Annotated in this window: 25 protein-coding genes; 14 read left to right on the top strand and 11 right to left on the bottom strand. The window is 67.5% G+C overall.

Features of this window, described 5'->3' with window-relative positions; all coding sequences use genetic code 11:
* Positions 1 to 386 (bottom strand): STN domain-containing protein (locus tag H0523_RS24785; protein WP_257225170.1); only part of this gene is annotated, 386 nt, incomplete at its 3' end.
* Between the two features lie 215 nt (positions 387 to 601).
* On the opposite strand from H0523_RS24785, the gene H0523_RS24790 reads away from it, so the two are divergent.
* A complete protein-coding gene (locus H0523_RS24790; protein WP_054431820.1) occupies positions 602 to 970 on the top strand; it encodes a hypothetical protein in 369 nt (122 codons plus the stop codon).
* 69 nt (positions 971 to 1039) lie between these two features.
* Here the strand turns inward: H0523_RS24790 and H0523_RS24795 are convergent, their stop codons facing one another.
* From H0523_RS24795 to H0523_RS24815, 5 genes are all read right to left on the bottom strand, one after another.
* A complete protein-coding gene (locus H0523_RS24795; protein ID WP_054431821.1) occupies positions 1040 to 1405 on the bottom strand; it encodes a cupin domain-containing protein in 366 nt (121 codons plus the stop codon).
* Positions 1406 to 1421: 16 nt separating this feature from the next.
* Positions 1422 to 1976 (bottom strand): helix-turn-helix domain-containing protein, encoded by a 555-nt coding sequence (locus H0523_RS24800; RefSeq protein ID WP_006390110.1) that lies wholly within the window; start codon positions 1974 to 1976, stop codon positions 1422 to 1424.
* A gap of 134 nt (positions 1977 to 2110) precedes the next feature.
* On the bottom strand, positions 2111 to 2893 hold the full coding sequence (locus tag H0523_RS24805; protein WP_054431822.1) for an aldolase: 783 nt from the start codon (positions 2891 to 2893) through the stop codon (positions 2111 to 2113).
* A gap of 13 nt (positions 2894 to 2906) precedes the next feature.
* Positions 2907 to 3542, bottom strand: a complete 636-nt coding sequence (locus H0523_RS24810) for a glutathione S-transferase family protein (protein ID WP_054431823.1) — start codon at positions 3540 to 3542, stop codon at positions 2907 to 2909.
* Between the two features lie 2 nt (positions 3543 to 3544).
* Positions 3545 to 4501: a Bug family tripartite tricarboxylate transporter substrate binding protein gene (locus H0523_RS24815; protein ID WP_054431824.1), complete on the bottom strand. Its 957-nt coding sequence runs from the start codon at positions 4499 to 4501 to the stop codon at positions 3545 to 3547.
* Positions 4502 to 4767: 266 nt separating this feature from the next.
* Between H0523_RS24815 and H0523_RS24820 the strand changes: the two genes are divergently transcribed.
* The gene (locus H0523_RS24820; RefSeq protein WP_156350118.1) at positions 4768 to 5202 is read left to right on the top strand and encodes a hypothetical protein; all 435 of its coding nucleotides are present in this window, start codon (positions 4768 to 4770) and stop codon (positions 5200 to 5202) included.
* A 133-nt stretch (positions 5203 to 5335) separates the two neighbouring features.
* On the opposite strand, the gene H0523_RS24825 is transcribed toward H0523_RS24820, so the two are convergent.
* Together H0523_RS24825 and H0523_RS24830 are read right to left on the bottom strand one after the other, a co-directional pair.
* Positions 5336 to 5626: a hypothetical protein gene (locus H0523_RS24825; protein WP_054431826.1), complete on the bottom strand. Its 291-nt coding sequence runs from the start codon at positions 5624 to 5626 to the stop codon at positions 5336 to 5338.
* Positions 5627 to 5705: 79 nt separating this feature from the next.
* Positions 5706 to 6704 (bottom strand): GlxA family transcriptional regulator, encoded by a 999-nt coding sequence (locus tag H0523_RS24830; RefSeq protein ID WP_054431827.1) that lies wholly within the window; start codon positions 6702 to 6704, stop codon positions 5706 to 5708.
* A 473-nt stretch (positions 6705 to 7177) separates the two neighbouring features.
* Here H0523_RS24830 and H0523_RS24835 point away from each other — a divergent pair, with 473 nt between their 5' ends.
* Genes H0523_RS24835 through H0523_RS24850 form a run of 4 tightly spaced genes read left to right on the top strand, consistent with a single transcriptional unit; the run spans position 7178 to position 14013 of the window.
* Positions 7178 to 8362, top strand: a complete 1185-nt coding sequence (locus tag H0523_RS24835; RefSeq protein WP_054431828.1) for an efflux RND transporter periplasmic adaptor subunit — start codon at positions 7178 to 7180, stop codon at positions 8360 to 8362.
* A 36-nt stretch (positions 8363 to 8398) separates the two neighbouring features.
* On the top strand, positions 8399 to 11578 hold the full coding sequence (locus H0523_RS24840) for an efflux RND transporter permease subunit (protein ID WP_054431829.1): 3180 nt from the start codon (positions 8399 to 8401) through the stop codon (positions 11576 to 11578).
* A complete protein-coding gene (locus H0523_RS24845; RefSeq protein ID WP_054431830.1) occupies positions 11575 to 13011 on the top strand; it encodes an efflux transporter outer membrane subunit in 1437 nt (478 codons plus the stop codon). Before H0523_RS24840 ends, H0523_RS24845 begins: the two co-directional genes overlap by 4 nt.
* 57 nt (positions 13012 to 13068) lie before the next feature.
* Entirely contained in the window at positions 13069 to 14013 is a 945-nt protein-coding gene (locus H0523_RS24850) for a LysR family transcriptional regulator (RefSeq protein WP_082404530.1), read from the top strand.
* Here H0523_RS24850 and cyoE read toward each other — a convergent pair.
* Together cyoE and H0523_RS24860 are read right to left on the bottom strand one after the other, a co-directional pair.
* Positions 14001 to 14873 (bottom strand): heme o synthase, encoded by an 873-nt coding sequence (cyoE, locus tag H0523_RS24855; RefSeq protein ID WP_054460512.1) that lies wholly within the window; start codon positions 14871 to 14873, stop codon positions 14001 to 14003. The two genes, H0523_RS24850 and cyoE, sit on opposite strands and share 13 nt — an antisense overlap.
* Positions 14874 to 15129: 256 nt before the next feature.
* Positions 15130 to 15609, bottom strand: coding sequence for a hypothetical protein (locus H0523_RS24860; RefSeq protein WP_054431832.1), 480 nt, complete (start codon positions 15607 to 15609; stop codon positions 15130 to 15132).
* 150 nt (positions 15610 to 15759) lie between these two features.
* Here H0523_RS24860 and H0523_RS24865 point away from each other — a divergent pair, with 150 nt between their 5' ends.
* From H0523_RS24865 to H0523_RS24900, 8 genes are all read left to right on the top strand, one after another.
* On the top strand, positions 15760 to 16269 hold the full coding sequence (locus H0523_RS24865; protein WP_054431833.1) for a sigma-70 family RNA polymerase sigma factor: 510 nt from the start codon (positions 15760 to 15762) through the stop codon (positions 16267 to 16269).
* Complete coding sequence (locus H0523_RS24870; protein WP_054431834.1) at positions 16266 to 17207, top strand: FecR domain-containing protein; 942 nt, start codon at positions 16266 to 16268, stop codon at positions 17205 to 17207. Before H0523_RS24865 ends, H0523_RS24870 begins: the two co-directional genes overlap by 4 nt.
* 212 nt (positions 17208 to 17419) lie before the next feature.
* Positions 17420 to 19774, top strand: a complete 2355-nt coding sequence (locus tag H0523_RS24875) for a TonB-dependent siderophore receptor (RefSeq protein ID WP_156350119.1) — start codon at positions 17420 to 17422, stop codon at positions 19772 to 19774.
* Positions 19775 to 19883: 109 nt separating this feature from the next.
* Positions 19884 to 20072: a CrpP-related protein gene (locus H0523_RS24880; RefSeq protein WP_054431835.1), complete on the top strand. Its 189-nt coding sequence runs from the start codon at positions 19884 to 19886 to the stop codon at positions 20070 to 20072.
* A 270-nt stretch (positions 20073 to 20342) separates the two neighbouring features.
* Positions 20343 to 20888: a DUF4142 domain-containing protein gene (locus tag H0523_RS24885; RefSeq protein ID WP_054431836.1), complete on the top strand. Its 546-nt coding sequence runs from the start codon at positions 20343 to 20345 to the stop codon at positions 20886 to 20888.
* Positions 20889 to 20910: 22 nt separating this feature from the next.
* Entirely contained in the window at positions 20911 to 21141 is a 231-nt protein-coding gene (locus tag H0523_RS24890) for a hypothetical protein (RefSeq protein WP_054431837.1), read from the top strand.
* Positions 21142 to 21175: 34 nt separating this feature from the next.
* Positions 21176 to 21367, top strand: coding sequence for a hypothetical protein (locus H0523_RS24895; RefSeq protein ID WP_054486714.1), 192 nt, complete (start codon positions 21176 to 21178; stop codon positions 21365 to 21367).
* 88 nt (positions 21368 to 21455) lie between these two features.
* Positions 21456 to 22523, top strand: coding sequence for a mechanosensitive ion channel family protein (locus tag H0523_RS24900; protein WP_054431838.1), 1068 nt, complete (start codon positions 21456 to 21458; stop codon positions 22521 to 22523).
* On the opposite strand, the gene H0523_RS24905 is transcribed toward H0523_RS24900, so the two are convergent.
* Positions 22520 to 22960 carry a hypothetical protein gene (locus H0523_RS24905; RefSeq protein WP_054431839.1) on the bottom strand — a complete coding sequence of 147 codons (441 nt, stop codon included), beginning with the start codon at positions 22958 to 22960 and terminating at the stop codon, positions 22520 to 22522. The two genes, H0523_RS24900 and H0523_RS24905, sit on opposite strands and share 4 nt — an antisense overlap.
* Positions 22961 to 22962 lie beyond the last annotated feature (2 nt).

Consider the following 22962-nt stretch of genomic DNA (forward strand, 5'->3'; position numbering starts at 1 on the left):
AGCCGCGCCGCGGCGGCCGACCGCGCGGCCGCCGGCTCGCGCGGCGCCGCCACCAGCGTGAACGAATGCGCGCTGGCGTAGCGGATCGCCAATGGCGATCCCGCCAGCAGCTTGCGCAAGGCGTCCCCGGGGGTATAGGTGCCGACCACCGCGGGCGCATGGCGGCCGGCGGTCAGGGCGCTGTCGACCAGCACCGTCAGGCCGCTGTCCAGGCTGTATTGCGCCAATGCCTGGTCCAGCGGCTGCGCGGCAATCGCGAACGCCATCTCGCGCGGCGGCGCCTCGGCGCGGCTCGCGCCGGCCAACGCCCACACCCCCAACGCCAGGCAGGCATGCCGCATCCAGCCCCTGCCCGACGGACAGGCGAAGGTCATCGACGCCAACATGGAGGAAAAATGCCAGGCATGGCCGTTGCCACGGGCGCCCGCGCACCCGTCTCGTAGGAAAGGCGCCATGCTAGGACGCGCGAATGACGCAATCGTGACACGCCACATCCGCGCCACGGCGAGCCGCCACGCAATCGTCACCTGCGCGGCGTCATCCGTCCCTATACTGACAGCATGGCGGCCCCGGGCCGCCGGGCCTTTTCAAAGGAGCCCGCATGCGCACACATAGCCCCTCTTCGCGCCGCGCCAGCCTGCTGTTGCTGGCGGCGCTGGCGGCAACGCCCCTGCTGGCGGGCGCCCAGGCGACGCCCACGCCGGCTCCCCAGGCCGCCCAACCGGCGGCCAAGCCCGCCGCCCGGGCCTGCATCGACACCGAAGTCAACGGCTACCATGCCCTGTCGTATGACTGCCTGAACCAGAAAATGGCGCCCGACGCCGCGCCCAAGCCGCCGCCCACGCTCGGCTCGGAAGCGATCACTCAGCGGCCGCCCAACCAGATGGGCCTGCCCACGCCCGCCACCATCGGCAACCGCATGGGCAACACCTTCGGCACCTCGGCCTACCCGCAGCGGCCCGCGCCGTAACGGGCGCGCGCCGTCACGCGTGCATGCCACGGCGCTGTTCGAGCCGTGGCGGCGATTGTCCTGCGGGCCTCAGGCGGTGCGGCTGATGAAATAGATCTTCTTGACGAACTGGTCCACTTCCCAGCGGCCGGTATAGCCCTCCGGCATCACGAAGGCCTCGCCCACGGTCAGCTGGTGCACCGTTCCGTCCGGATCGACCAGGCGCGCCGCGCCTTCGACGATGTAGCCGAACTCGATGTAGCCGGTGGTGTTGGACTGGAAACTGCCGGCGGTGCTTTCCCACACGCCGGCCTCGGCGCGACCGCCGTTGCCCTCGAAGGCGGTCACGGTACGGAACGCCGCGTCGCCCGAGAGCGGGCGCTTGGGCTTGCCCGGCACCGGGTTCTTCATGGGGCCGGCATCGATGCGGACCAGCCGCGATTGATCATGCTTCACTGCGCTTTCCTTGGAATCAATGCGCCGCCACCACCAGCACCTCGGCCGCGCCGCGGCTGACCGTGCGCATGCGATGCGGCAGTTCGGAATCGAAATAGAGGGAATCGCCGGCGTCCAGGCGGAACTCGCGTTCGCCGACCTGAACCTCGATGGCGCCCTTGAGCACCAGCAGGAATTCCTCGCCCGGATGCGGAAAGACCGCGGCGGCGTCGGGAAACTCACGCGGCGGGTGCACGATGAAGGGTTCCATCGCCTTGACCTTGCGGCGCCCGGCCAGCGATTCGTAGTGGTATTCGTTGCCCAGGCCGCGGCGCTGCAGCACCTCGCGATCGGCCACCCGCACCAGGCTGACGACCTCATCCTGCGCCGCGCCGTCGCCGCCCACCAGTTGCGACACGCCCACGCCGTAGGCCTCGGCCAGCCGCAGCACGGTCGATATCGAAGGCTCGCTCAGGCCCCGCTCCAGTTTGGAGAGGTAGCTTTTGGTCAGGCCCGTGCGCTCGCCCAGCTGTTCCAGGGACAGGGATTGCTGGCGGCGCAGCGCGCGCAGGCGGTGAGGCAGGTCGATCATGGGCGGGAAAAGTCGCGATAACGACCAATAAGCATGCCCGAAAGCCGCCCCCGCGTCGAGCCGGCCCGCCCGCCGCGTCCCTGGGCCCGCCCGCGCGGCAGGCCCCCCGCGCCGGTTCGGCGCCTCGGCAACCCCTAGCCCAGCACGTCCGGATGCTGGCGCAGCGCCCGCCGCGCGTAATACGAAAAGCCCACCTGCGAGCGCTTGGGCGTCAGGATCCAGTCGTGCGCCTCGTGCCCCAGCGCCGGCGGAATCGGCTGGATCTTGCCGGCCGCCATCGCCAGCAGCTGCATGCGGGCGGCGCGCTCGAACTGCAGCGCCAGCACGCAGGCCTCTTCCACCGTGCCCGCGGCCACCAGCATGCCGTGGTGCGACAGCAGGATGGCGCGCTTGTCGCCCAGCGCCGCCGAGATGATCTCGCCTTCCTCGTTGCCCACCGGCACGCCCGGCCAGTCCTTCAGGAACGCCACGTCGCCGTACAGCGGGCAGTTGTCCATGTGCGAGACCTCCAGCGGCACCTCCAGCATCGACAGCGAGGCCGCGTGCAGCGGGTGCGTGTGGATGATGCAGTTGACGTCCGGCCGCGCCCGGTAGATCCATGAATGGAAGCGGTTGGCCGGATTGGGCATGCCGCCGCCCTCCTGCACCCGCAGGTCCTCGTCCACCAGCAGCAGATTGCCGGCCGTGATCTCGTCAAAGCCCAGGCCCAACCGCTGCGTGTAGTAGCGGTCGGGCTCCGGCGCGCGCGCCGTGATCTGGCCCGCCAGGCCCGAATCGTGCCCGCCGTCGAACAGGATGCGGCAGGTCAGCGCCAGGCGTTCGCGCAGCGTCCAGTCGGGCGTGTCGAACTGGCGCTGCATCTCGGCCTTGGCCCGCGCGATCAGTTCATCCTTTCCCAAGTGCATCGTATCGGCCATCTGTGACTCCTCGCTATGCCGTTTCCAACAACGGCGTAAAGCCCGGCTGGGCGCGCATGCGCGCCAGCCAGGCGTTGATGTGGGTAAAGGCGGACAGGTCGTAACCGCCCTGCTCCGCCATGCTGGTGTAGGGATAGAGCGCGATGTCGGCGATGGTCGGCGCCTCGCCCACCAGGAAAGCGCGGCCCGCCAGATGCTCCTCCATCCAGGCCGCCGCGCGCATGCCGATGCGCCGCCATTCGACCATCGCCGCGTCATCCGCCCGCGCCGTGCCGCGCAGGTGGATCAGCAGCCGCGGCTGCGCGAAGGCATGCATGTGCTGGGTCTGCTCGAAACTCAGCCAGCTGGCCACCTGCGCCTGCGCCAGGCGCCCGTCCGGCAGCCAGGGCGTGCCCTGGCCCAGATACCACAGGATGGCCTGCGACTCCGCCAGCCACGCGCCCTCCGGCGTGCGCAGCGCCGGCACCTGGCGCCACGGATTGATGCGGCCGAACGCCTCGGTCTCCAGGTCGCCCTGCACGATGTCGAAGGTGCGGCGCGTCAGCGCCAGCCCCATGTAGCCGCAGGCCAGCCGGATCTTCCAGGCATTGCCCGAGCGCAGCGTGTCGGCCAGTTCCAGCGGCTGTCCCGCCAGGGGGTGCGTCGTCATGGTCAATCCATCCTGATGTCGGCGCGCTTGACGATCTCGGCCCACTTCTTCTTTTCGGCCGCGATGAAGCGCTGGTATTCGTCCGGCGCGCCGGTGTAGAGCTGCGTGCCCTGCGCCGCCAGCCGCGTCTTCAAATCGGGCGAGGCCAGCGTCTGGCGCAGCGCCGCGTTGAGCTTTTCCAGCACCGCCGGCGGCGTGCCGGCCGGCGCGAAGAACGCATTCCAGGAACTGATCTGCAGCCCCGCGTCGCCGGCCTCGCCCGCGGCCGGCACCTGCGGCGCCGACGGCAGGCGCTGGTCCGCCGCCACCGCCAGCGCGCGCAGCTTGCCCGAGGCCACGTGCGGCATGATCACCGGACTGGCATCCATCACCACGTCCACCTGGCCGCCGATGGCCGCGTTGACCGCCTCGCTGCCGCTCTTGAACGGCACGTGCACGATATCCACGCCCGCCGTCAGCTTCAGCAGCTCCAGCCCCAGGTGCGGCGAACTGGCCGTGCCCGCCGAGCCGAAATTCAGCTTGGCCGGATGCGCCTTGGCGTACGCCACGAAGTCCGCGAAATTCGCCGCCGGCAGGTCGCCGCGCACCGCCAGCAGATAAGGCGAGCCAGATACCAGCCCGACCGGCGCGAACTTGTCGGGGTCATAGCTGAGCTTGGCGTAGATCAGCGGGTTCACCACCTGCGTGCCCACCGTGCCCATGAAGATCGTGTAGCCGTCGGCCGGCGCCGTGGCCGCCACCTGGGCCGCGATCACCCCGCCGGCGCCGGGCCGGTTCTCCACCACCACGCTCTGCCCGAGCGCATCGCCCATGCCCTTGCCGACCTGGCGCGCCACGATATCGGTGATGCCGCCGGCGCCGAACGGCACCACCAGCCGGATCGGATGATCCGGAAACGCGGCCTGCGCGCCGCCGCTTGCGGCCAGCGCCAGCGCGGCGGCCAAGATGATGCGCTTCATGGGATTCCCCTTGTGTCCGCCGCTTGATTGCGGCTATGACACAAAGTGTCCTATAGAGCATTGATTTTCCGCAAGGGAAATGTGATTGGGGGAATCCCTGAGGGGCGGGAGTAAGGTTCGCTTTTTTGTTGGCGTTGTTAGCGCGGCAGTCCAAGCCGGCCGATTTGCTCCAATACCTGCCGGTTATGCTTGTCATCCAGTCCATAAAACGCCGCCGCGTCGTTCATCACTCCTTTCACGCCGATTCTCGACAGGCCATCCGAACCATGAAAATTCTTGCCGCAGCGTTGCTAAGCCTTTCGTTCCTGGTGGCGGCTCCCTGCATCGCGGAGACTGACGCGGATCAAGCGGAGATCCTGGGGACGCTGACTGGCGGAAGTTGGCATTCCCGCGACGGCCAGGGCTCCTACCGGGTGATCTTGGAGAACGTGGGCTTCGAGCATGTGAGCTGCCGTGTCTGGATCGAGTGGCTGGCTACTACGACATCCGGAAAGACGCAGCCCTGGCAACCGCCGCGCCTGGTCGCCAGGGCGTCGTACAACGAAATCTCCAGCGGCTTCTGGTCTTGCAATCCGAAGAAGGTCGGGTTGGCCGGAGGCACGCTGACCATCCACGCCAAGCACGCCTATTCCGGCGAAAACCACAAGTTCTGCGCCGTGCTGGGCGCACCGGGTGAGTACCGCAACCAGGGCTTATGTTGAGCCTGCTTTTCTATCGCGCGGTCCAGGTTGGACAGCAGCCGTCGAAATCAATAAAGACCCAGTGAGCGCAAGCGGTCGCGGGGGGGGATCATCCGACAATCGGAGCCGAAGCCGATCCCCCCGGAGATGGCATTCAGGCGGTCAGGAAGCGCACGACTTCGGCCCAATCATTGGTCGACAGGGCGACATCGTCGAAGTCGCCCTCTTCCTCGTCGTAGCGCGAAACACAGAAGCGCTGGCTTCTGCCGGATTCGCGGTCGGCATAGTCGGCGTAGTCGACATACACCTTCAAGCCACGTTCCCGGTTCTCGAATGACGGCGCGGCATCGATGTAGCTCGACGCATCGACGTACCCTTCGGGCAGGGGCGGCAGGGTTGTGATGTCGAAGTCGGGAAATTCGCGGCGCAGTCGGTCAAGGTTCATAAGGCAGGCATGTGGAGGCTGAAGACCTGCCATTTTACGTTGCTCCGCGCCAGTCGCCACGATGCCTCCCGAAACAGCGTCAGGCCAGCAGCGGCGCCTGCCGCGAGGCCATGCGCCGGATGCTCTGCGGGGGATGCCCCAGCACGCGAATGAATGCCCTGCGCATTCTTTCGGGATCGGTGAAGCCGATTCTGTGAGCGATGATCTCGATCGGCTCCGCGCCGCGCTCAACGCGTTGCCTGGCCACCTCGACGCGCAGGCGTTCGACGGCCTTGGCCGGCGTCTCCCCCGTTTCGGCCAGAAATGCGCGTCCGAACTGCCGCGGACTCAAGCAGGCGACGGAGGCCAGAAGCTCGGTCGACAATGATTCATGCAGGTGTTCGCGAATATAAGTCAGCACCGTGCGAATTCTGTCCGACTCGGGTTCCATATCGGCAATGGCCGAGAATTGGGATTGCCCGCCGGGCCGGCGATGGTAGACGACCAGCATCTGGGCAACGGCGTGAGACAGGCCCGCGCCATGATCCTCTTCGATCATGGCCAACGCCATGTCGATGCCGGTGGTGACACCCGCCGACGTCCAGATGCCGCCCTCTCGGGTGAAGATCCGATCGCCATCCACCTTCACTCGGGGGTACTCGCGTTGCAGGCGCGCGGCGTATTTCCAGTGCGTCGTCGCGCACAGGCCGTCAAGAAGGCCGCTTGCCGCCAATATGAAGGCGCCCGTGCAGACGCTTGCGATGCGGCGGGCGCCTTTGGCGACGACGTGATTCAGATAGTCGCAGGTTTCCGGCAATGCCGCGTCGGGGTAGGCGCCAAGGCCGGCGCCCGCCACGATCACGGTGTCGCAGGCGGAAAACCCAGCCCTTTGCGTGGTGACTTCCAGGCCTGCCGAGCTTCGAACGGGCCCTCCAGCCAGCGATATGACCTGGTATCGGTAGGAATCGTCGCCCAGCAGCCCGCCGGCTACCTCGAACGCCGCCAGTGGCCCCGTCAAGTCCTGGATCTGGAAATCGTGGAATACGAGGAAAGCAATGTCCCGCCGCGTGCGGCTCGCGCTGGATGAGATTGGGTTCATGACACTCTTGCACCACGTTCGGAAGTCGGTTCCACCGCATCCTGGCCGTGGCCGGCGCGTGGCCCGGGATTGATGTTACCCAGCCCGCGCGGTGGCCAGTAAGACATATATCCCTCAAAAAAAGACATGTGGCGCGGCGCGCAGGCAAGCCGGATGGCATTGCCCATGCATCGATGCATGCTGGCGTTCCTCCAGACCCGTCGTGGCGAAAAAGGAGGGAACTAAGTCCTTTTGGCATCGGCGCGCCAGCGGGAGAATCCTCACACGTTGAAGGCCCGGAAGACGCCAGGCGCCCATCGCCGGGCGCCTCCCCACCGCTGCGCGGAGCGTTCCGGGTCAACGACAACGCCCATGCCGGCGGCGGGCCGTTTGATGACGGCCGGCGCCAGCACGCATGGCGCATCCGAGTTCTCTTACAGAGCGACATCCAACATGAACCATAGAAAGTCCTACCTTGCGCGGAGAGCGGCCGCATGACCCATCCACGCCTTTCCTCCCGCACGGGTAAAAAGCCGGTCTTCCCGCGCACGGCTTTGCTGGCCGCGGGACTCGCCACGGCGACGGCCTGCGCCTTGTTTCTTCTGCCCCCCAAAAAGTCGTTGGCAGTCAGCGCGGTCGCGCTTCCCACGGTCTCCGTCGCATTGCCGGTACAGCGCACCGTCATCGAATGGGACGACTATGTCGGCCGTTTCGAGGCCAGTCGCCGGGTGGAAGTCCGGCCCCGGGTGTCTGGCCAGATCGTGGGGGTGCATTTCAAGGACGGCGAAATCGTCCAGCAGGGCCAATTGCTCTTTTCCATCGACCCGCGCCCCTACAAGGCGGCCTGCGCGGAAGCGCAGGCCGGCCTCGCCAGCGCGACCAGCGAACTCGAGCTCGCACGCGCCGACCTCGCTCGAGCGCAGCGGCTGGTGGGCGACAGCGCGATTTCAAAGAGCGACATCGATCAGTTGCAGGCGCGGGTGCGGGCCGGCACGGCAGACGTTGCCGGCGCGCAAGCTCGCGTTGCGCTGAAGTCGCTCGAGTTGGAATTCACGGAGGTGCGCTCGCCGATAACGGGCAGGGTTTCCGACCGCCGTGTCGACCCCGGCAACCTGGTCATGAGTGGAGAAGCGGGAAACGGCACCCGCCTGACCACCATCAATGCGCTGGACCCGATCTATTTCACATTCGACGCATCCGAAGCCTTGTACCTGAAAGCCATGCGTGCCGGGGAACCGAGCGCGGCGCAAACCCAGGTCGAGGTGCGGCTTCAGGATGAACCCGACTACACCTGGCGCGGAAAGCTCGACTTCACGGATAACGGGATCGACCCTCGCTCGGGGACCATACGAATGCGCGCCGTGGTCGCGAATCCGAAATTGTTCCTGACGCCGGGGTTGTTCGGAAACATGAGGCTGGCAAGCGGATCCGGCGCGCCTGCCTTGCTGATTCCCGACGCCGCGGTCCAGATCGATCAGACGCGCAAGACGGTTCTCACCGTTTCCGCCGAGGACACGGTACTGGTCAGGACCGTCGAACTCGGCCCGCTCGTCGACGGGCTCCGGATCGTGCGTGCCGGCCTGGCCGCCGACGACAGAGTGATTGTCGGCGGACTGCAACACGCCATTCCGGGCGCGAAGGTGCAAACGAAGCCGGAACCACCGGCGTTCGCGTCGTAACGAGGCCCCGGCGGCTGCCATAAAGGAAAAAATCTCATGCGCCTGTCGCGCTTCTTCATTACGCGCCCGATATTCGCCGCGGTGCTGGCGATCGTCATCACGATTGTGGGTGCGATCTCCTATTTCGCGCTTCCCGTTGCGCAATACCCGGACATCATTCCGCCCACCGTCGTCGTTTCCGCCACCTACCCCGGCGCCTCGGCGGAAACCGTCGCGGAAACCGTTGCCGCGCCCATCGAGCAGGAAATCAATGGCGTGGAGAACATGCTTTACCAGTCCAGCCAGTCCACGGCGGACGGAAAGGTGGCCATATCGATTACGTTCAAGGTTGGGACCGATCTCGACGCCGCCCAGATGCTCGTGCAGAACCGGGTTGCGGCGGCCGTGCCGCGCCTGCCGCAAGAGGTGCAGCGGCTGGGAGTCACCACCCGCAAGACCTCGCCAAGCGCCCTGATGGCGATCAACCTGGTCTCTCCGGATGGCTCGCTGGATCAAGCCTATCTGTCGAACTACGCGCTCACCCAGCTGCGCGACAAGCTGAGCCGCATCGACGGTGTCGGCGAGGCCCGGATTTTCGGTAGCCGCGAAGTGGCCATGCGGGTCTGGATCGATCCGCGGCGCGCCGCCGCGCTTGAGCTGACGGCCGGGGAGATTGTCGCCGCCATGCGCGCCCAGAACGTGCAGGTCGCCTCCGGGGCGCTGGGCCAGCCGCCCAACCCGGGCGCCCAGGCCTTCCAGCTGAACGTCCGAACGCAGGGGAGGCTGAGCGAGCCGGAGCAGTTCGCCGACATTGTGATCCGCACGGATTCCGCTGGCCGCCAGACGCGCGTTCGCGACGTCGCGCGCGTCGAACTGGGCGCCGACGACTACGGAACCAATTCCTATCTTTCGGGCAAGCCATCGGTCATGATCGCCATTTTCCAGCGGCCTGGCACGAACGCGCTTGAGACTGGCATCACCCTCGAACGCGAGATGCAGGCGGCGGCAAAGGCGTTTCCACCCGGTCTTGAGTACCGGATCATGTGGAACTCGACGCGCTTCATTGCGCAATCCACCGAAGCGGTCCGGGAGACGCTTTTCGAAGCCGCGGCGCTCGTTGTTCTGGTCATCTTCGTTTTCCTTCAGAACTGGCGCGCCGCAATCATCCCCGTCGTGGCGATTCCCATCTCGCTGGTGGGCACCTTCGCCTTGCTGGCCGTGTTTGGCTACAGCTTGAACAGTCTGTCGCTGTTCGGCCTGGTCCTGGCGATCGGCATCGTCGTGGACGACGCCATCGTCGTCGTGGAAAACGTGGAACGAAACCTGGCGCGGGGCCTGAGCCCGCTGGAAGCCGCGCGCGTCTCGATGGACGAAGTGTCGGCGGCCCTGGTGGCCATCGTGCTGGTGCTTTGCGCGGTATTCATTCCCACGTTCTTTCTGACCGGCCTTTCCGGGGCGTTCTACAAGCAGTTCGCGCTCACCATTTCCGGCGCCACCGTCATTTCCCTCGTCTTGTCGCTGACGCTGTCGCCTGCCTTGGCCGCGGTGCTGCTGCGGCCACACAAAAAGGAGAAAAGCCGGCATCCTCTCGTCCGGCGCCTGCAGCTTGCCGGCGACGGGTTCAATGAGCGATTCGACCGGTTCAGCGCCCGCTATGGCCGATTGACGCAGTGGCTGGTGGCGCGTCCGAAGCGCGTCCTGGTCAGCTATGGCGGACTCGTGCTGGCAACCATAGGCATATTCTGGGTCACGCCCACCGGTTTCATTCCCGCGCAGGACCAGAGCTATCTGATATCGATCACGCAACTGCCGCCGGGCGCCTCGCTGGCGCGCACCGATGCCGTCGTGCAGGAGGTATCCAGGCGGCTGCTGAAGATCGACGGGATTCGCGGCACGATCATGCTGCCCGGCTACGACGCCGCGTCGAATACGAATTCGCCGAACACCGCCACCGCCTTCATCCCGCTCAAGCCATTCGAAGAACGGTCCCGCCCCGCCAGCGCCATCCTGGATGAAGCCCGCAAGTCCGTCGCGGACATTGATCAGGCGCGGGTGCTCATCATTCCCCCGCCGCTGATCGACGGCATCGGCTCGGCGGGCGGCTACCGGATGATGGTGCAGGATCGTGGCGGCCACGGCTACAAGCCGCTCGGTTCGGCTGCCGATCAGCTCATGGCCAAGGCGAACGGCACCGAGGGGCTATCGCAGGTCTACTCGTTCTTCAACACAGCCACGCCCCGCATCTTCGCCGACATCGACCGGCGCAAGGCCGAGGCGCTGGGCGTCCCGCCGGATCGCGTCTTCGAAGCGCTGCAAGTCTATCTGGGATCGGCCTATGTGAATGACTTCAACCTGCTGGGACGCACGTTCCGGGTGATCGCGCAGGCCGAACAAGGCCAGCGCAACAGCGAATCCGACATCGCCAATCTGAAGACGCGCTCCGACAGCGGGGCAATGGTGCCCATCGGCTCGGTGGCCACGTTCAAGAGCGAAACCGGGCCGTTCCGGGTGGTGCGCTACAACCTGTTCCCCGCGGTCGAGGTGGACGGAGACACCGCGCCGGGCTCTTCCACGGGCAGGTCGCTCGCCACGATGGAAAGGCTCGCCGGCGAGACGCTGCCCTCGGGATACGGCTACGAATGGACGGGCATCGCGTTCCAGCAGAAGATCGCGGGCAACACGGCAGGCCTCGTCTTCGCGCTGGCGGTGGTGTTCGTGTTCCTGGTGTTGGCCGCCCAATATGAAAGCCTCACCCTGCCCCTGGCCATCATCCTCATCGTCCCCATGTGCCTGCTTGCGGCCATGGTCGGCGTCAATCTGCGCGGGATGGACAACAACGTCCTGACGCAGATCGGTCTCGTGGTGCTGATCGCCCTTGCCGCCAAGAACGCGATCCTGGTGGTCGAGTTCGCGAAACAGGCGGAAGAGGAAGACGGCCTGAGCCCGGCCGCCGCGGCGGTGCGCGCCGCGCAGACCCGCTTGCGCCCGATCCTGATGACGAGCTTTGCCTTCATTCTTGGCGCCGTGCCCATGCTCGTGGCCTCGGGCGCGGGCGCCGAGCTGAGGCAGGCATTGGGCACCTCCGTTTTCTTTGGCATGGTCGGCGTCACCGTCTTCGGCCTGCTCTATACCCCCACGTTCTACGTCGTTTGCCGCACGCTCGGAGATCGGCTGTCCCGACGGGCGGGCGCCCGCTCGCTGGAACCGCGACACGACCAACCAGGAACCCTCACGTGACTCGATTGCACATCCTATCCATGTTGGTTGCACCGCTGCTCCTGAGCGCGTGCGCGGTCGGCCCGGACTACGAAAAGCCGCCGATCCCGGTTTCGGCGGCGGGGCCGTTCCTGTCCCGAAGCGATGCGACCGCGCCCGACGCCGTTCCCGTTTCCCCGGACTGGTGGAGGCTATACGAGGACCCGGTGCTGGACAGGCTGGTGCAGGATGCCCTGGCCTCGAACACCGACGTGCGCGTGGCGATCGCGCGGCTGGCCCGCGCGCGCGCCCAACTTCGCCAAACCTCCGCCGATCGGCTGCCAGGCACCGAACTTGGCGCAAGCGCGAACCGGCAGCGGCAATCCGCCATCCAGGCCGCGCCCGGCGTCGATCGCGAGAATACCGTTGTCGATGCGGGTCTATCCGTGGCGTATGAGGTCGACCTGTTCGGCCGCGTGAGACGGAACATCGAAGCGTCACGGGGCGATTACCAGGCGGCGCAGGCCGAGCTGGACGCCGTGCGGGTATCGACCGTGGCGGCGACGACCCGCGCCTACCTGGGCGCCGCCAGCGCCGCGCATCGCCTGGCCGTGGCAAGACAGATCGTGGAACTGCTGGACCGCTCGGTCAGCGTGACGACCAGCAGGGAGGACGCGGGCCTGACGACTTCCCTGGACACCGCGCGTATCGCGGCGCTTCGGGACCAGCGACGAGCTGACATCCCCAGGATCGTCGCCGAGCGCCAGGCCGAGCTGTTCCGGCTCTCGCTGCTGACCGGCCGATCGCCCAGGGACCTCCCGCCCGAAGCCGCCGCGCTCGCGGCGCCGCCCACGGTCCTGCAGCCCATCCCTGTCGGCAACGGCATGGCTCTGCTCGCCCGGCGTCCCGACGTGCGCGCCGCGGAGCGACGACTGGCGGCGGAAACGGCCCGGATCGGCGTGGCGACGGCAGCGCTTTACCCGCGCGTCTCCATCGGCGCGTCGGTCGGCTCCGCCGGGCTGGGCCTGAACGACTTCTTCGGCAGCGGCCCGCTACGCTGGCTGGCCGGTCCGCTCCTGTCCTGGTCGTTCCCGAACCAGGAAGCGATCCGCGCCCGTATCGATGGCGCCACCGCCGACGCCCAAGCCGCGCTGGCGGCGTTCGACGGGACGGTGATACAGGCCTTGAGCGAGACGGAAACCGCGCTCTCGAACTACGCCCGGAGCCTGGACCGGCGCGTGTCCCTGGCCGCGGCCCGGGACCAGGCGGAGAAAGTGGCGCGCATCGTCCGGGCGCAGGCGCGGGAGGGGCGCGCCGACAGCCTGGCCTTGCTGGACGCGGAGCGCACCTACGCCGACGCGCAGGCGCAGCTTGCCGAGGGTGAAGCGCGGGTCGTAAATGCTCAGGTGGACCTGTTCAAGGCGCTCGGCGGGGGCTGGGAGTCTGTCAGCGCCGACCGTGTGGTTGCCAGGTAGCCCGCGGTCTTCCGGATGGGTTCGAGGCGGCTTGTTTCTGGACGGAGGGCGTAAGGCATGAAAACAGAACGCCGGGCCGCGAAACCCGCCGTGGCCCGCGCATCGGCCGATGCGCCCCGAGCGACCATACAGCTGAACGACATCGCCCTGTTCGTCGAGGTCGCGCGGCGGGGCAGCTTCAGCCTGTCCGCCGCCGCGCTCGGCGTGCCTCCCTCGACGCTGTCGCGGCGAGTGAGCGGACTGGAACGCGATCTGGGGATGCCGCTGCTCAAGCGCAGCACCCGGAAAATCGGCTTGACCGAGGCCGGCGCGCTCTACTTCGAGCGTTGCCGGGACCTCATCGATGAAGCGCGCGTCGCGCATGAGCAGTTGCAGGCCGGCATCGCCTGTCCCGGCGGGCAACTGAGCGTGTCGCTGCCGGCCTCGCTGGCCCAGGTATTCATGCCGACGGCGATCGACGCCTTCCACCGCCGGTATCCGGACATCCATTGCCATTTCGAACTGGGCAATCAGCGCGTCGACCCGATCAGCAGCACTTGCGACATCGCGCTGCGCTTCGGCCCGCAGCCGAGTTCCAGCCTGATCGCCCACGTCATCAGCGCAATGACGCCGCGCCTGTATGCATCCGCCGCCTATCTCGACAGACACGGCGCGCCGCGGACGCCGGCCGACCTGGCCCGGCATCAATGCCTGGTCGGCGCGCCGACAGGCGAGTTCCAATGGGTATTGCGCTCAGACACGCGGGAAGAGAGGGTCCAGGTATCGGGCAAGGTGGCGGCCAGCGATTCCGGCATGATCCGATCCCTGGTCCGCGCGGGAGTCGGAGTCGGGCCGCTCTTGAAGTTCGAGGCCGGGGAAGCCAGCGGCGACAGGATTGTCCATGTCCTGGAGCGATGGTCACTGCCGCAGGTTCCCCTGGTCGCCCTGCTCCCCACGCGCAAGGCGCCGGCGAGAGTCAGGGCGTTTCTGGATTTCATTCGTCCCAATCTTCAGGAATGCTGAATTCCTCGAGCCGCATCGATGGACATGGCCACGCTGATCAGTACCACCGCCGCGATGGAAGCCGCGAACACCCGCCGCGCCCAGCGCGCATCATCGCTGGCCGAGAACCCCGCGAGCGCGGTTTTCAGCCAGTAGACGCCGCTCAGGAGAACCGTTGAGAGGTACAGATTTCCCACGTATCCCAACGCGGGAAGCGCAAGCGCGGCCGCGATAAAGGCGGCGATGTACAGGACGATACGCCGCTTCGCGTGATGTCGCCCCTTCACCAGGGGCAGGACGGGGATGGACGCCGCTTCGTAGTCCTTCCACCTGAACAGGGCGATGGCATACGAATGAGGCATTTGCCATATCCCGAAGATCACGAAGAGCGCGACAGCCGCGGTGTCGAGGGTTCCACGCACCGAGCAATAGCCCACCACGGGAGGGATCGCCCCCGATATGCTGCCGACCAGCGTGGCGTGGACCGATCTGCGTTTCAGGATAAGCGAGTACAGGCCGACATAGACAACGTATCCGATGAGCATCAGGAACAGCGGCGCAATTCGATGCGTCGCGGCATACAACAGCGAGAACCCGATGAGAGCCAGAATACAGGTGAAGGCGAGCGCCGACCTTATCGAAATGCTCCCGGTAGCCATCGGACGCGCATAGGTGCGTTCCATGAGCCGATCGATATCACGGTCAATCACGTTGTTGGCGGCGCAGCCGGAGCCGATCACGAGCGCTGCGCCGGATATCACCAGTGCAAGGTGACTTGCATCCACGACGCCCTGCGATGCGAGCAAGTAGCCTCCGGCGAGAGATATCAGATTGCCGGCCACAATGCCTGGCTTGACCAATTCGAGATAGGTTCGATACATGAAATTGCGCCGCACCGATGTGGGCGCGAACAGGAAGCAGCCGAACAGGCTTGATGACAGGAATAACCGTGATCGCGCCGCTCGTGGGCTAACGCGTGGGCCTGTCGGATCTATGAATGGCCACGGCGATACGGTCGAATGCGACGCGAGGAATTATCTGGACCACGGAGTTTTCCTTCGCGCCGCAAGCTTTATAGCCTCTGTGCAACGGTGCACGAAAGTGAAGTTTCGGACATGGATCCCGCAGATCCCGACGTCACGAAAAACCGATGACCATGGCGCGGCCCGCGATCATGTCTTCGAACAGGGCCGTGATGCTCGGGGCGACGTCGCGCGTGTCCTCGAATTCCGGCTCGATGCCGTGCACGATGCGGCCCGAGTCGCGTTCTATCGCCAGGAATTCGTAGTCGCCGGCAACGCTCATGTAGATCGGCGTGTGCTGGCTCCAGAAGTCCAGGACCGCCTGCCGGCCGCCATCGTCCAGCGCCGCCTCCAGGCTGATATCGCGCAGGGCGTGCCAAGGAAAAGCGCTGTCCCCCGTGCCGTCATGGTCGGCCGCGCTCAGGAACCAGCGTGTCTGGGTCGCGTTGTGCAATTCGGTGAAGGTCGCCAGGAATGCGCCATAGCCGTGCGCGTCGCCCGGCGCGGCCGCGGCGGTCGGGTCGGGCGTCGTCCGGCGCACCGTCCAGCCGCGAGCGGCAAGATGATCCAGGAAGCGTTGTTGCAGCGATGTCATGTCGGTTTTCTCGGATCGGCTATCTGAATCGGGTATCCACGGGACCCTTGTAACGCCATCCGTCAATAAAGACGAACTTTATTCCCGCCACGGTTCGTCGGTTCCAATTAATAGTATTTCTTATTCGCATTCGCTACACTAGCGGCCATCTTGCAATCTCCCGACCCCCTTTCCCTCCCCGCGGTCGAGCAGCTTTATCGCCATCACCATGGCTGGCTGCAAGGCTGGCTCCATCGCAAGCTGGGCGACAGCGGCGACGCGGCCGATCTGGCGCACGACACGTTCGTGCGGCTGATGGCCGCGCGCCGGCCGCCCGTCTTGCGCGAGGAGCCGCGCGCGCTGATCACGCATATCGCCAAGGGGCTGCTGATCGACCATTGGCGCCGCCGCGCGGTGCAACAGGCCTATCTGGAAACGATCGCGCACCTGCCCGAGCCGCAGGTGCCGTCGCCGGAAGCTGGTCTCATGATCGTGCAGACGCTGGTGGCGATCGACGCCATGCTGCAACGCCTGCCGGCCGCGACGCGCGACATGTTCCTGCTGGCCCAGCTCGATGGGCTCACGCTGCGGGAGATTGCCGGGCGGACCGGCAAGCCCGTCATCACGGTACGGCGCCATCTGCACAAGGCCCTGATGGCCTGCATGAGCGCCGCCGCATGAACGAGGCGCTGCTCGAGGAAGCGGCCAGCTGGGTGATCCGGCTGCGCTACGAGCCCGCCGATGCGAACACGCGCCGGGCGTTCGAGCGCTGGCTGGCGCAGGGCGAGGCCCATGCGCAGGCCTGGGGCCGCGCCGAACAGGTGCTGGGCGCGTTCGACGGGCTGCCGGCGCGGATCGGGCATGACGTGCTGCGCGCCACCGGCAAGCGGCGGGGCCGCCGCGCCGTGCTGCGCGCGATGCTGGGGCTGGGCGTGGCGGCGCCGTCCGGCTGGCTGGCATGGCGTGAGGCGCCCGCCTGGCGCGCGGACCTGCGCACCGCCGCGGGGGAACAGCTGACCCGCAGCCTCGACGATGGCACGCGATTGGTCTTGAACAGCGGCAGCGCGGTCGACCTGCGCTACGGCGCCGCCGAGCGCCGCCTGGTGCTGGTGGCGGGCGAGGTGCTGGTGACCACCGGCCAGGAGACGCAGCGCGCCTACCGGCCATTCGTGGTGCAGACGCCGCAGGGCGAGGCGCAGGCCTTGGGCACGCGCTTCTCGGTGCGGTTGATCGACGATCGCACCGAGGTCATGGTATTCGAGCACGCGGTGCTGGCGCGGCCGGCGCATGGCGCGCCGGTGCGCATCGACGCCGGCCAGCGTGGCAGCTTCACGCGCGGCCAGGCCGGCGCGCTCGCGCCGGTGGACGACAGCGCGGCGCTCTGGGAGCAAGGCATGCTGGTCGTGCGCGACCAGCGCCTGGCCGATGTCGTGGCCGAGCTCGCGCGGCATCGTCCGGGCGTGCTGCGCTGCTCGCCCGAGGTCGCCGGGCTGCGCGTGTCGGGCGCGCTGTCGCTGCGCGATACCGATGCGGCCCTGCACGCCCTGGCCGACCGCCTGCCGATCGCGGTGCGGCGCCTGACGCGCTACTGGGTGTCGGTCGGGCCGGCGGACGCCTGATCGGCCGCCAAGGCAGGCCGCGCATAAAAAATTCGTATTGAGGTGATCACTTTTTCGTTGTCGTGCGGAGTAGGAAGTGAGACCGCATCGAGGGGATGCGGGCGCTTCCGGCTTGACAATGAAAGGATGAAAGAGTGATGGCACGTGTACGCGCAGCGCGGGGCAAGCGATCCCGCAAGGCAATGATCTGGTCGGCGCTGTGGTGCACGGCCATGGCGAGCGCGACGGCGGGTGCGCAGTCCGCGGCGCAGGCCCGCGCGGCGCCGGCCTCGCAGATGCGAGCCGTGGCGATCGGCGCGGGCCCGCTCGATACGGTGCTGGCGCGCTACGCCGCCGCGGCGGGCGTACAGATCGTCTATGACCCCGCGTGGCTGGCGGGCCGCCAGAGTCCGGGCCTCTCGGGCGAGATGAGCGTGCAGCAGGGCTTTGACCGCCTGCTGGCGGGCACCGGCTATCGCGCCGCGCCCAGCGGGGCGGGCACCTATGCCTTGCAGGCCGCGTCGCCAGGCGGGGTCACGCAGCTGGAGGCCGTGACCGTCATGGGCGCGGCCGAGCGCGCCACCAGCGAGGGAACGGGTTCGTACGCCAGCCACGCGGTCACGCTCGGCAAGGGCGCGCAGACGCTCAGGGAGATCCCGCAGTCGGTGTCGGTCGTGACCCGCCAGCAGCTCGATGACCAGAACCTCAACAGCCTGTCGGACGCGATGCGCAACGTGACCGGCATCACCGTCGAGACGCTGGCGAGCGGCGGCAATATCTCGGGATTCATCTCCCGCGGCTATACGCTCGACTCGATCCAGGTCGATGGCATGCGCTCGCCCGCGGGCGCGGGCAACCTGTCGGCGGGCTTCGACCTCGCCATCTACGATCGCATCGAAGTGCTGCGCGGCCCGTCCGGCCTGTATCAAGGCACCGGCGAGCCGGGCGGCAGCGTGAACCTCGTGCGCAAGCGCCCCCTGCAGGAATTCGCCTTTGGCGCGCAGGCCAGCGCGGGATCGTGGGACTACTACCGGGCAGTGGCCGACCTGAGCACGCCTTTCGACAGCCAGGGCAAGGTGCGCGGGCGCTTCATCGCCGCCTACGAAGATCGCGGCTCGTTCGTGGACCGGGTGAATTCGACGCGGCCGACGCTCTACGGCATCGTCGAGGCCGATCTCACGCCGCACACCACGCTGGCGGCCGGCGTGGCGTATCAACGCGCCCGCACCACCCCCGCGTTCGGCCTGCCGGCCTATGCCGACGGCTCGCTGCTCGACGTGCGCCGCGGCGCCAACCTCAGCGCGGCCTGGAACCAGATCGAAGAGGACACCACCGAGATCTTCGCGGACCTAGAGCACCGGCTCGCGGGCGGCGGCGTCGTCAAGGCGAGCGTGTTCCACCGCGATACCGACACGCCCACGCGCCTGACCACCTGGCCCAACCGGGCCGTCAATCCGCTCAACGGCGATTCCAACCTCATCGCCTGGTCGTACCGCAACCACTGGAAGACCACGGGCGCGGACGCCAACCTGAACCTGCCGATCGAGGCCTTCGGCCGCGAGCACAGCCTGCTGCTGGGCGCCGACTACAGCTACACGCGCAAGCGCTTCACCTATGGCGGCGGCACGGTGTTCCCGACCAACGTGTACGAGCCGGTCACCGACATGGCGCGGCCCGACATGGAGCAGGTCAACGGCAACGACGGGCGCACCAGCGAGTTCGGCCTGTATACCCGCGCCAATTTCCAGGCGACCGACCATCTGAAGATCATCGCGGGCGCCCGCCTGGCCTGGTGGAAGAACGACGCGCGCAACGCCAACCAGTACTTCGGCGACTTCAGCCAGGCCGAGACGCGCATCGCCGCGCGCACCACGCCGTATGCCGGCGTGGTGTATGACCTCACCCCGCAGCTGTCGGCCTATGCGAGCTACACCAGCATCTTCCAGCCGCAGACCGATATCGACGCGCAGGGCAACACGCTGGCGCCGCGCGTCGGACGCCAGATCGAGACCGGCCTGAAGGGCGCGTTCATGGACGGCAGGCTCAACGCGCATGCCGCGCTGTTCCAGATCCTGGACCGCAACCGGGCGATGAGCGACCTGAACAATCCGATGTATTCGGTGGCGGCGGGCAAGGTGCGCAGCCAGGGCTTCGAGACCGAGGTCAGCGGTTCGCTGCTGTCGAACTGGGACATCGTGGCGGGCTACGCCTACACGCAGACCAAGTACCTGGAGGCGGCCCCGGGCACCGAAGGGCTCTCGTACAGCACCATCACGCCGCGCCACGCCATCAACCTCTGGACGCGCTACCGCTTCACCCAGCCGGCGCTGGAAGGGTTCAGCGTCGGCACGGGCGTGCGCTGGAACAGCGGCAACTACCTGCAGAGCGGCAAGGTGCGTTGGGACCAGGGCAGCTATGCCCTCGTCTCGGCCCAGATCGGCTATCGCTACAACCGCCACCTCGAGGGCACGCTCACGGTCGACAACCTGTTCGATCGCAAGTACTACGAGAAACTCGGCGGCGCCGCGCGGCAGAACTATTACGGCCAGCCGCGTAGCGTGATGCTGACGCTGCGCTATCAGTACTGAGGCGGGTCGGCCATCGGCTTGCGCAACAATGTGTCGTTACGTAATAAACATCGACGCCGCCGCGAACTGCGCGCAAGCTGATGGCTCACTCTAACGTTGGGGAGACTCAATGTATGACGACATCAGAAGGCAAGGTTCTAGCGCCGCGGAACAGGGCGCCGTGAAACTGGACTGCCCCTATTTCAGGCTTGAGCTGATGCCGACCTGGACCCGCGAACCGCTGACCCAATGGCTGGCGAAGGTGCGAGCCTGGGAGGCCGGCTGGCAGGACCAGCAGCATTCACGAGCGCGGATGTAGTCCCGCCCGCGCCACCCCGGGGGCCATGCCCCCTTTTTCACGCCCTGCGCCCGCCAGCCCCGCCTGCCGGCGGCAGGCCGACCCGGCCAGCGCGCCGCGCCCCCCCTGCAAATCGGTAAAAAGTACCGCCCGCCTCGGCACGGACCGCGCGGTTGCCGAGGCGGTGGCCGCGCGGACCCGTTGCGGTCGGCGGGAACATGGATTGCTACTGCTGTTTCTCAACGGCCATCCCCCCGATGCGCCGCGCACGCAATCCCACGGGAGTACGCCATGAAAATCCGCCTTCTCACCCCGATAGCCCTGCTGTTGTTCGCGCTGGGCGGGCCGCAGGCCGCGCTGGCGCAAGCCGCGCCTTCGGCCCAGGCGGAAACGCGGCTGGACAGTGGCGACCGCGACTTCCTGGAAAACGCGGCGCAGGCGGGCCACCTGGAAGTCGAGGGTAGCCGGCTGGCGCTGGACAAGGCGCGCAGCCCCGAGGTCAAGCGCTTCGCGCAGAAGATGATCGAGGACCACGGCAAGGCCGGCCAGGAACTGGCCGCCTTGGCCAAGCACAAAGGCTATGACGCGCCCACCGGCCCGTCCGTGATGCAGAAGGCGCGCTTGCAGGCCCTGGGGCTGCGCGATGACGGCTTCGACAAGGCGTATGCCGACGAGATCGGCGTCGGCGCGCACGAGCAGGCCGTCGAACTGTTCGAGAAGGCCTCCAACGAGGTCAAGGACCCGGACATCAGGCAGTTCGCCATCCAGACGCTGCCCACCTTGCAGCAACACCTGCAAATGGCCAAGTCACTCAAACAAAGTACGGAAAAGCAGTGATCGCGACGGATATGGCTAGCATATGGACCGCGATGAGCTTCTGGCGCGCATGTTGGCGACCCCCGTTTCCGACAGGCATCTGAACGACTGGCCGGAGGTGCTCTCCGACTACGCCAGGTGCTTGGTGGACCTGCAGGGCAAGCTCTCCGCCGGAGACATGGAGATGCTGATCGGCGCCGGCGCCGATTTCTATCGGACGTTGGCGCGTGCCGAGCAATACCGGCAGGCGTCGGTCTGGAATCCGCCCCCCTGACCCTGGGGTGGGCCTTCGATTGACAGGACCTGCCATGATCACACCCGAAACGGCCGCGCCTTCGCCCCTGGTCGACCCTGCATTGGGCGCGCCTTCCCTGCCCCCGGCTGCCGCGCCCGCGCCGCGCCGGCTGCTGTCCCTGGGGCTGTTGCTGGGGTTGCTGCTCTGGGCGCTGGGCACCGCGCTGCTGGTGATGTTCAACCTGGCCATGCGCCTGGCCGCCTGAAGCGCATCGCCCGGGCCGTCAGGTACGCGCCGCGCCCGGCCGGCATGGCAATTGCTGCTTTGCGCAATTGCCCGCATCCGGAGGCGCCGTGCTTTCTTCCTGGCTTTCCCGCCCCTTCGTGCCCGCCGAACATCCCGTTGCGCTGTGGCTCGCCGCCCTCGTGGCGGGCGCGGCGCTGTTTGTCGCCCTCAAGCTTGCCTTGCGGTTGGCGCGCGCGCGGCTCGACCGGCTGGCGCAACCCTCCGGACACGGCGTGGCCGGCGCGGCTTCGCGGGTGCTGTTGCGCACGAGCTGGCTGATCCTGGCATTGGCCTCGCTGCTGATCGCGGTCGACGTGGTCGGCGCGCCGCTGCCGGGCAGCGGTTTCGGCGCGGGCCATCTCTGGTTCGTGCTGATCGCGTTACAACTGGCGCTGTGGCTCGACCGCGGCATCGAGGCAGGCCTGAGCGAGGCGGTGGCGGCGCGCGGGCGCGCCGGCTCCATCACGGCCACGCTGCTGTCGTTCCTGTTGCGCGCGCTGGTCTGGGTCATCGTGCTGCTGGCGATGCTGGACAATGTCGGCGTCAACATCACCGCGCTGGTCGCCAGCCTGGGAATCGGCGGTGTCGCGGTGGCGCTGGCGGTGCAGACCATCCTGAGCGATCTGTTCGCCTCCATCTCGATCGGCCTGGACAAGCCCTTCGAGGCCGGCGATTTCATCGTGTTCGGCCAGGTCGCCGGCAGCATCGAACACGTCGGCCTCAAGACCACGCGCATCCGCAGCCTGGGCGGCGAGCAGATCGTCTGTTCCAACACGGAACTGCTCAAGCAGACCATCCAGAACTACAAACGCATGCAGCAGCGCCGTATCGTGTTCTCCATCCGCGTCACCTATCGCACGCCGGTCGAGCAGGTGGCGGCGGTGCCCGCCATCATCCGCGCCCAGATCGAGCGGCAGCCGGATACCCGCTTCGACCGCGCGCACCTGGCCCGGCTGGCCGAGAGCGCGCTGGAGTTCGAGGCGGTCTATTACGTGATGAGCGCGGACTACAACCAGTTCATGGACCTGCAGCAGGCCATCTACCTGGGCGTGATGCGCGACCTGCAAGCCGCCGGCATCGCGCTGGCGCTGCCGGAGCGCACGCTGCACGTGGTCCGGCCGCCGCCGCGCCATTAACGCGTGTCGGCGCCCCCGCCGGAGCCGGCCGAGGCGCCCGAGCCGGGCATGCCGCCCTGGCCGGTCGAACCGGTGCCGCCCTGGCTGCGCGGCGCTCCGCGGCTGTCCGTGCCGCCCTCGCCGCCCAGGCGTTCGGACGGCCGCTTTTCCTTGGCGGGGCGGGGTTCGCCCTGCGGGGGAGGCGTCTTCTGCGCGGGTGCCGGCCCGGCCTTGCCCGGTTGCGCCGCCGACGGGTTGCGCGGCGGGGCCCGCAGTTCGCCGGGCCTGGACGGCGTGGTCGAACCGGGCTTGGGCAGGGTCGCGGGAGCGGCATTGCCCGGCGTGGCGCTCGGCGCCGGCATGGCCGCGCCGTCCGGCGGCCGCGACTGGGCCCAGCCGCTGGCCGCGGCCAGCGCGTTGACGAGGAGAGCGGTGGCGATGATGTTTACGGTCTTCATGA

The sequence above is a fragment of the Achromobacter insuavis genome (assembly GCF_902859645.1).
Classification (GTDB): Bacteria; Pseudomonadota; Gammaproteobacteria; order Burkholderiales; family Burkholderiaceae_B; genus Achromobacter; species Achromobacter insuavis.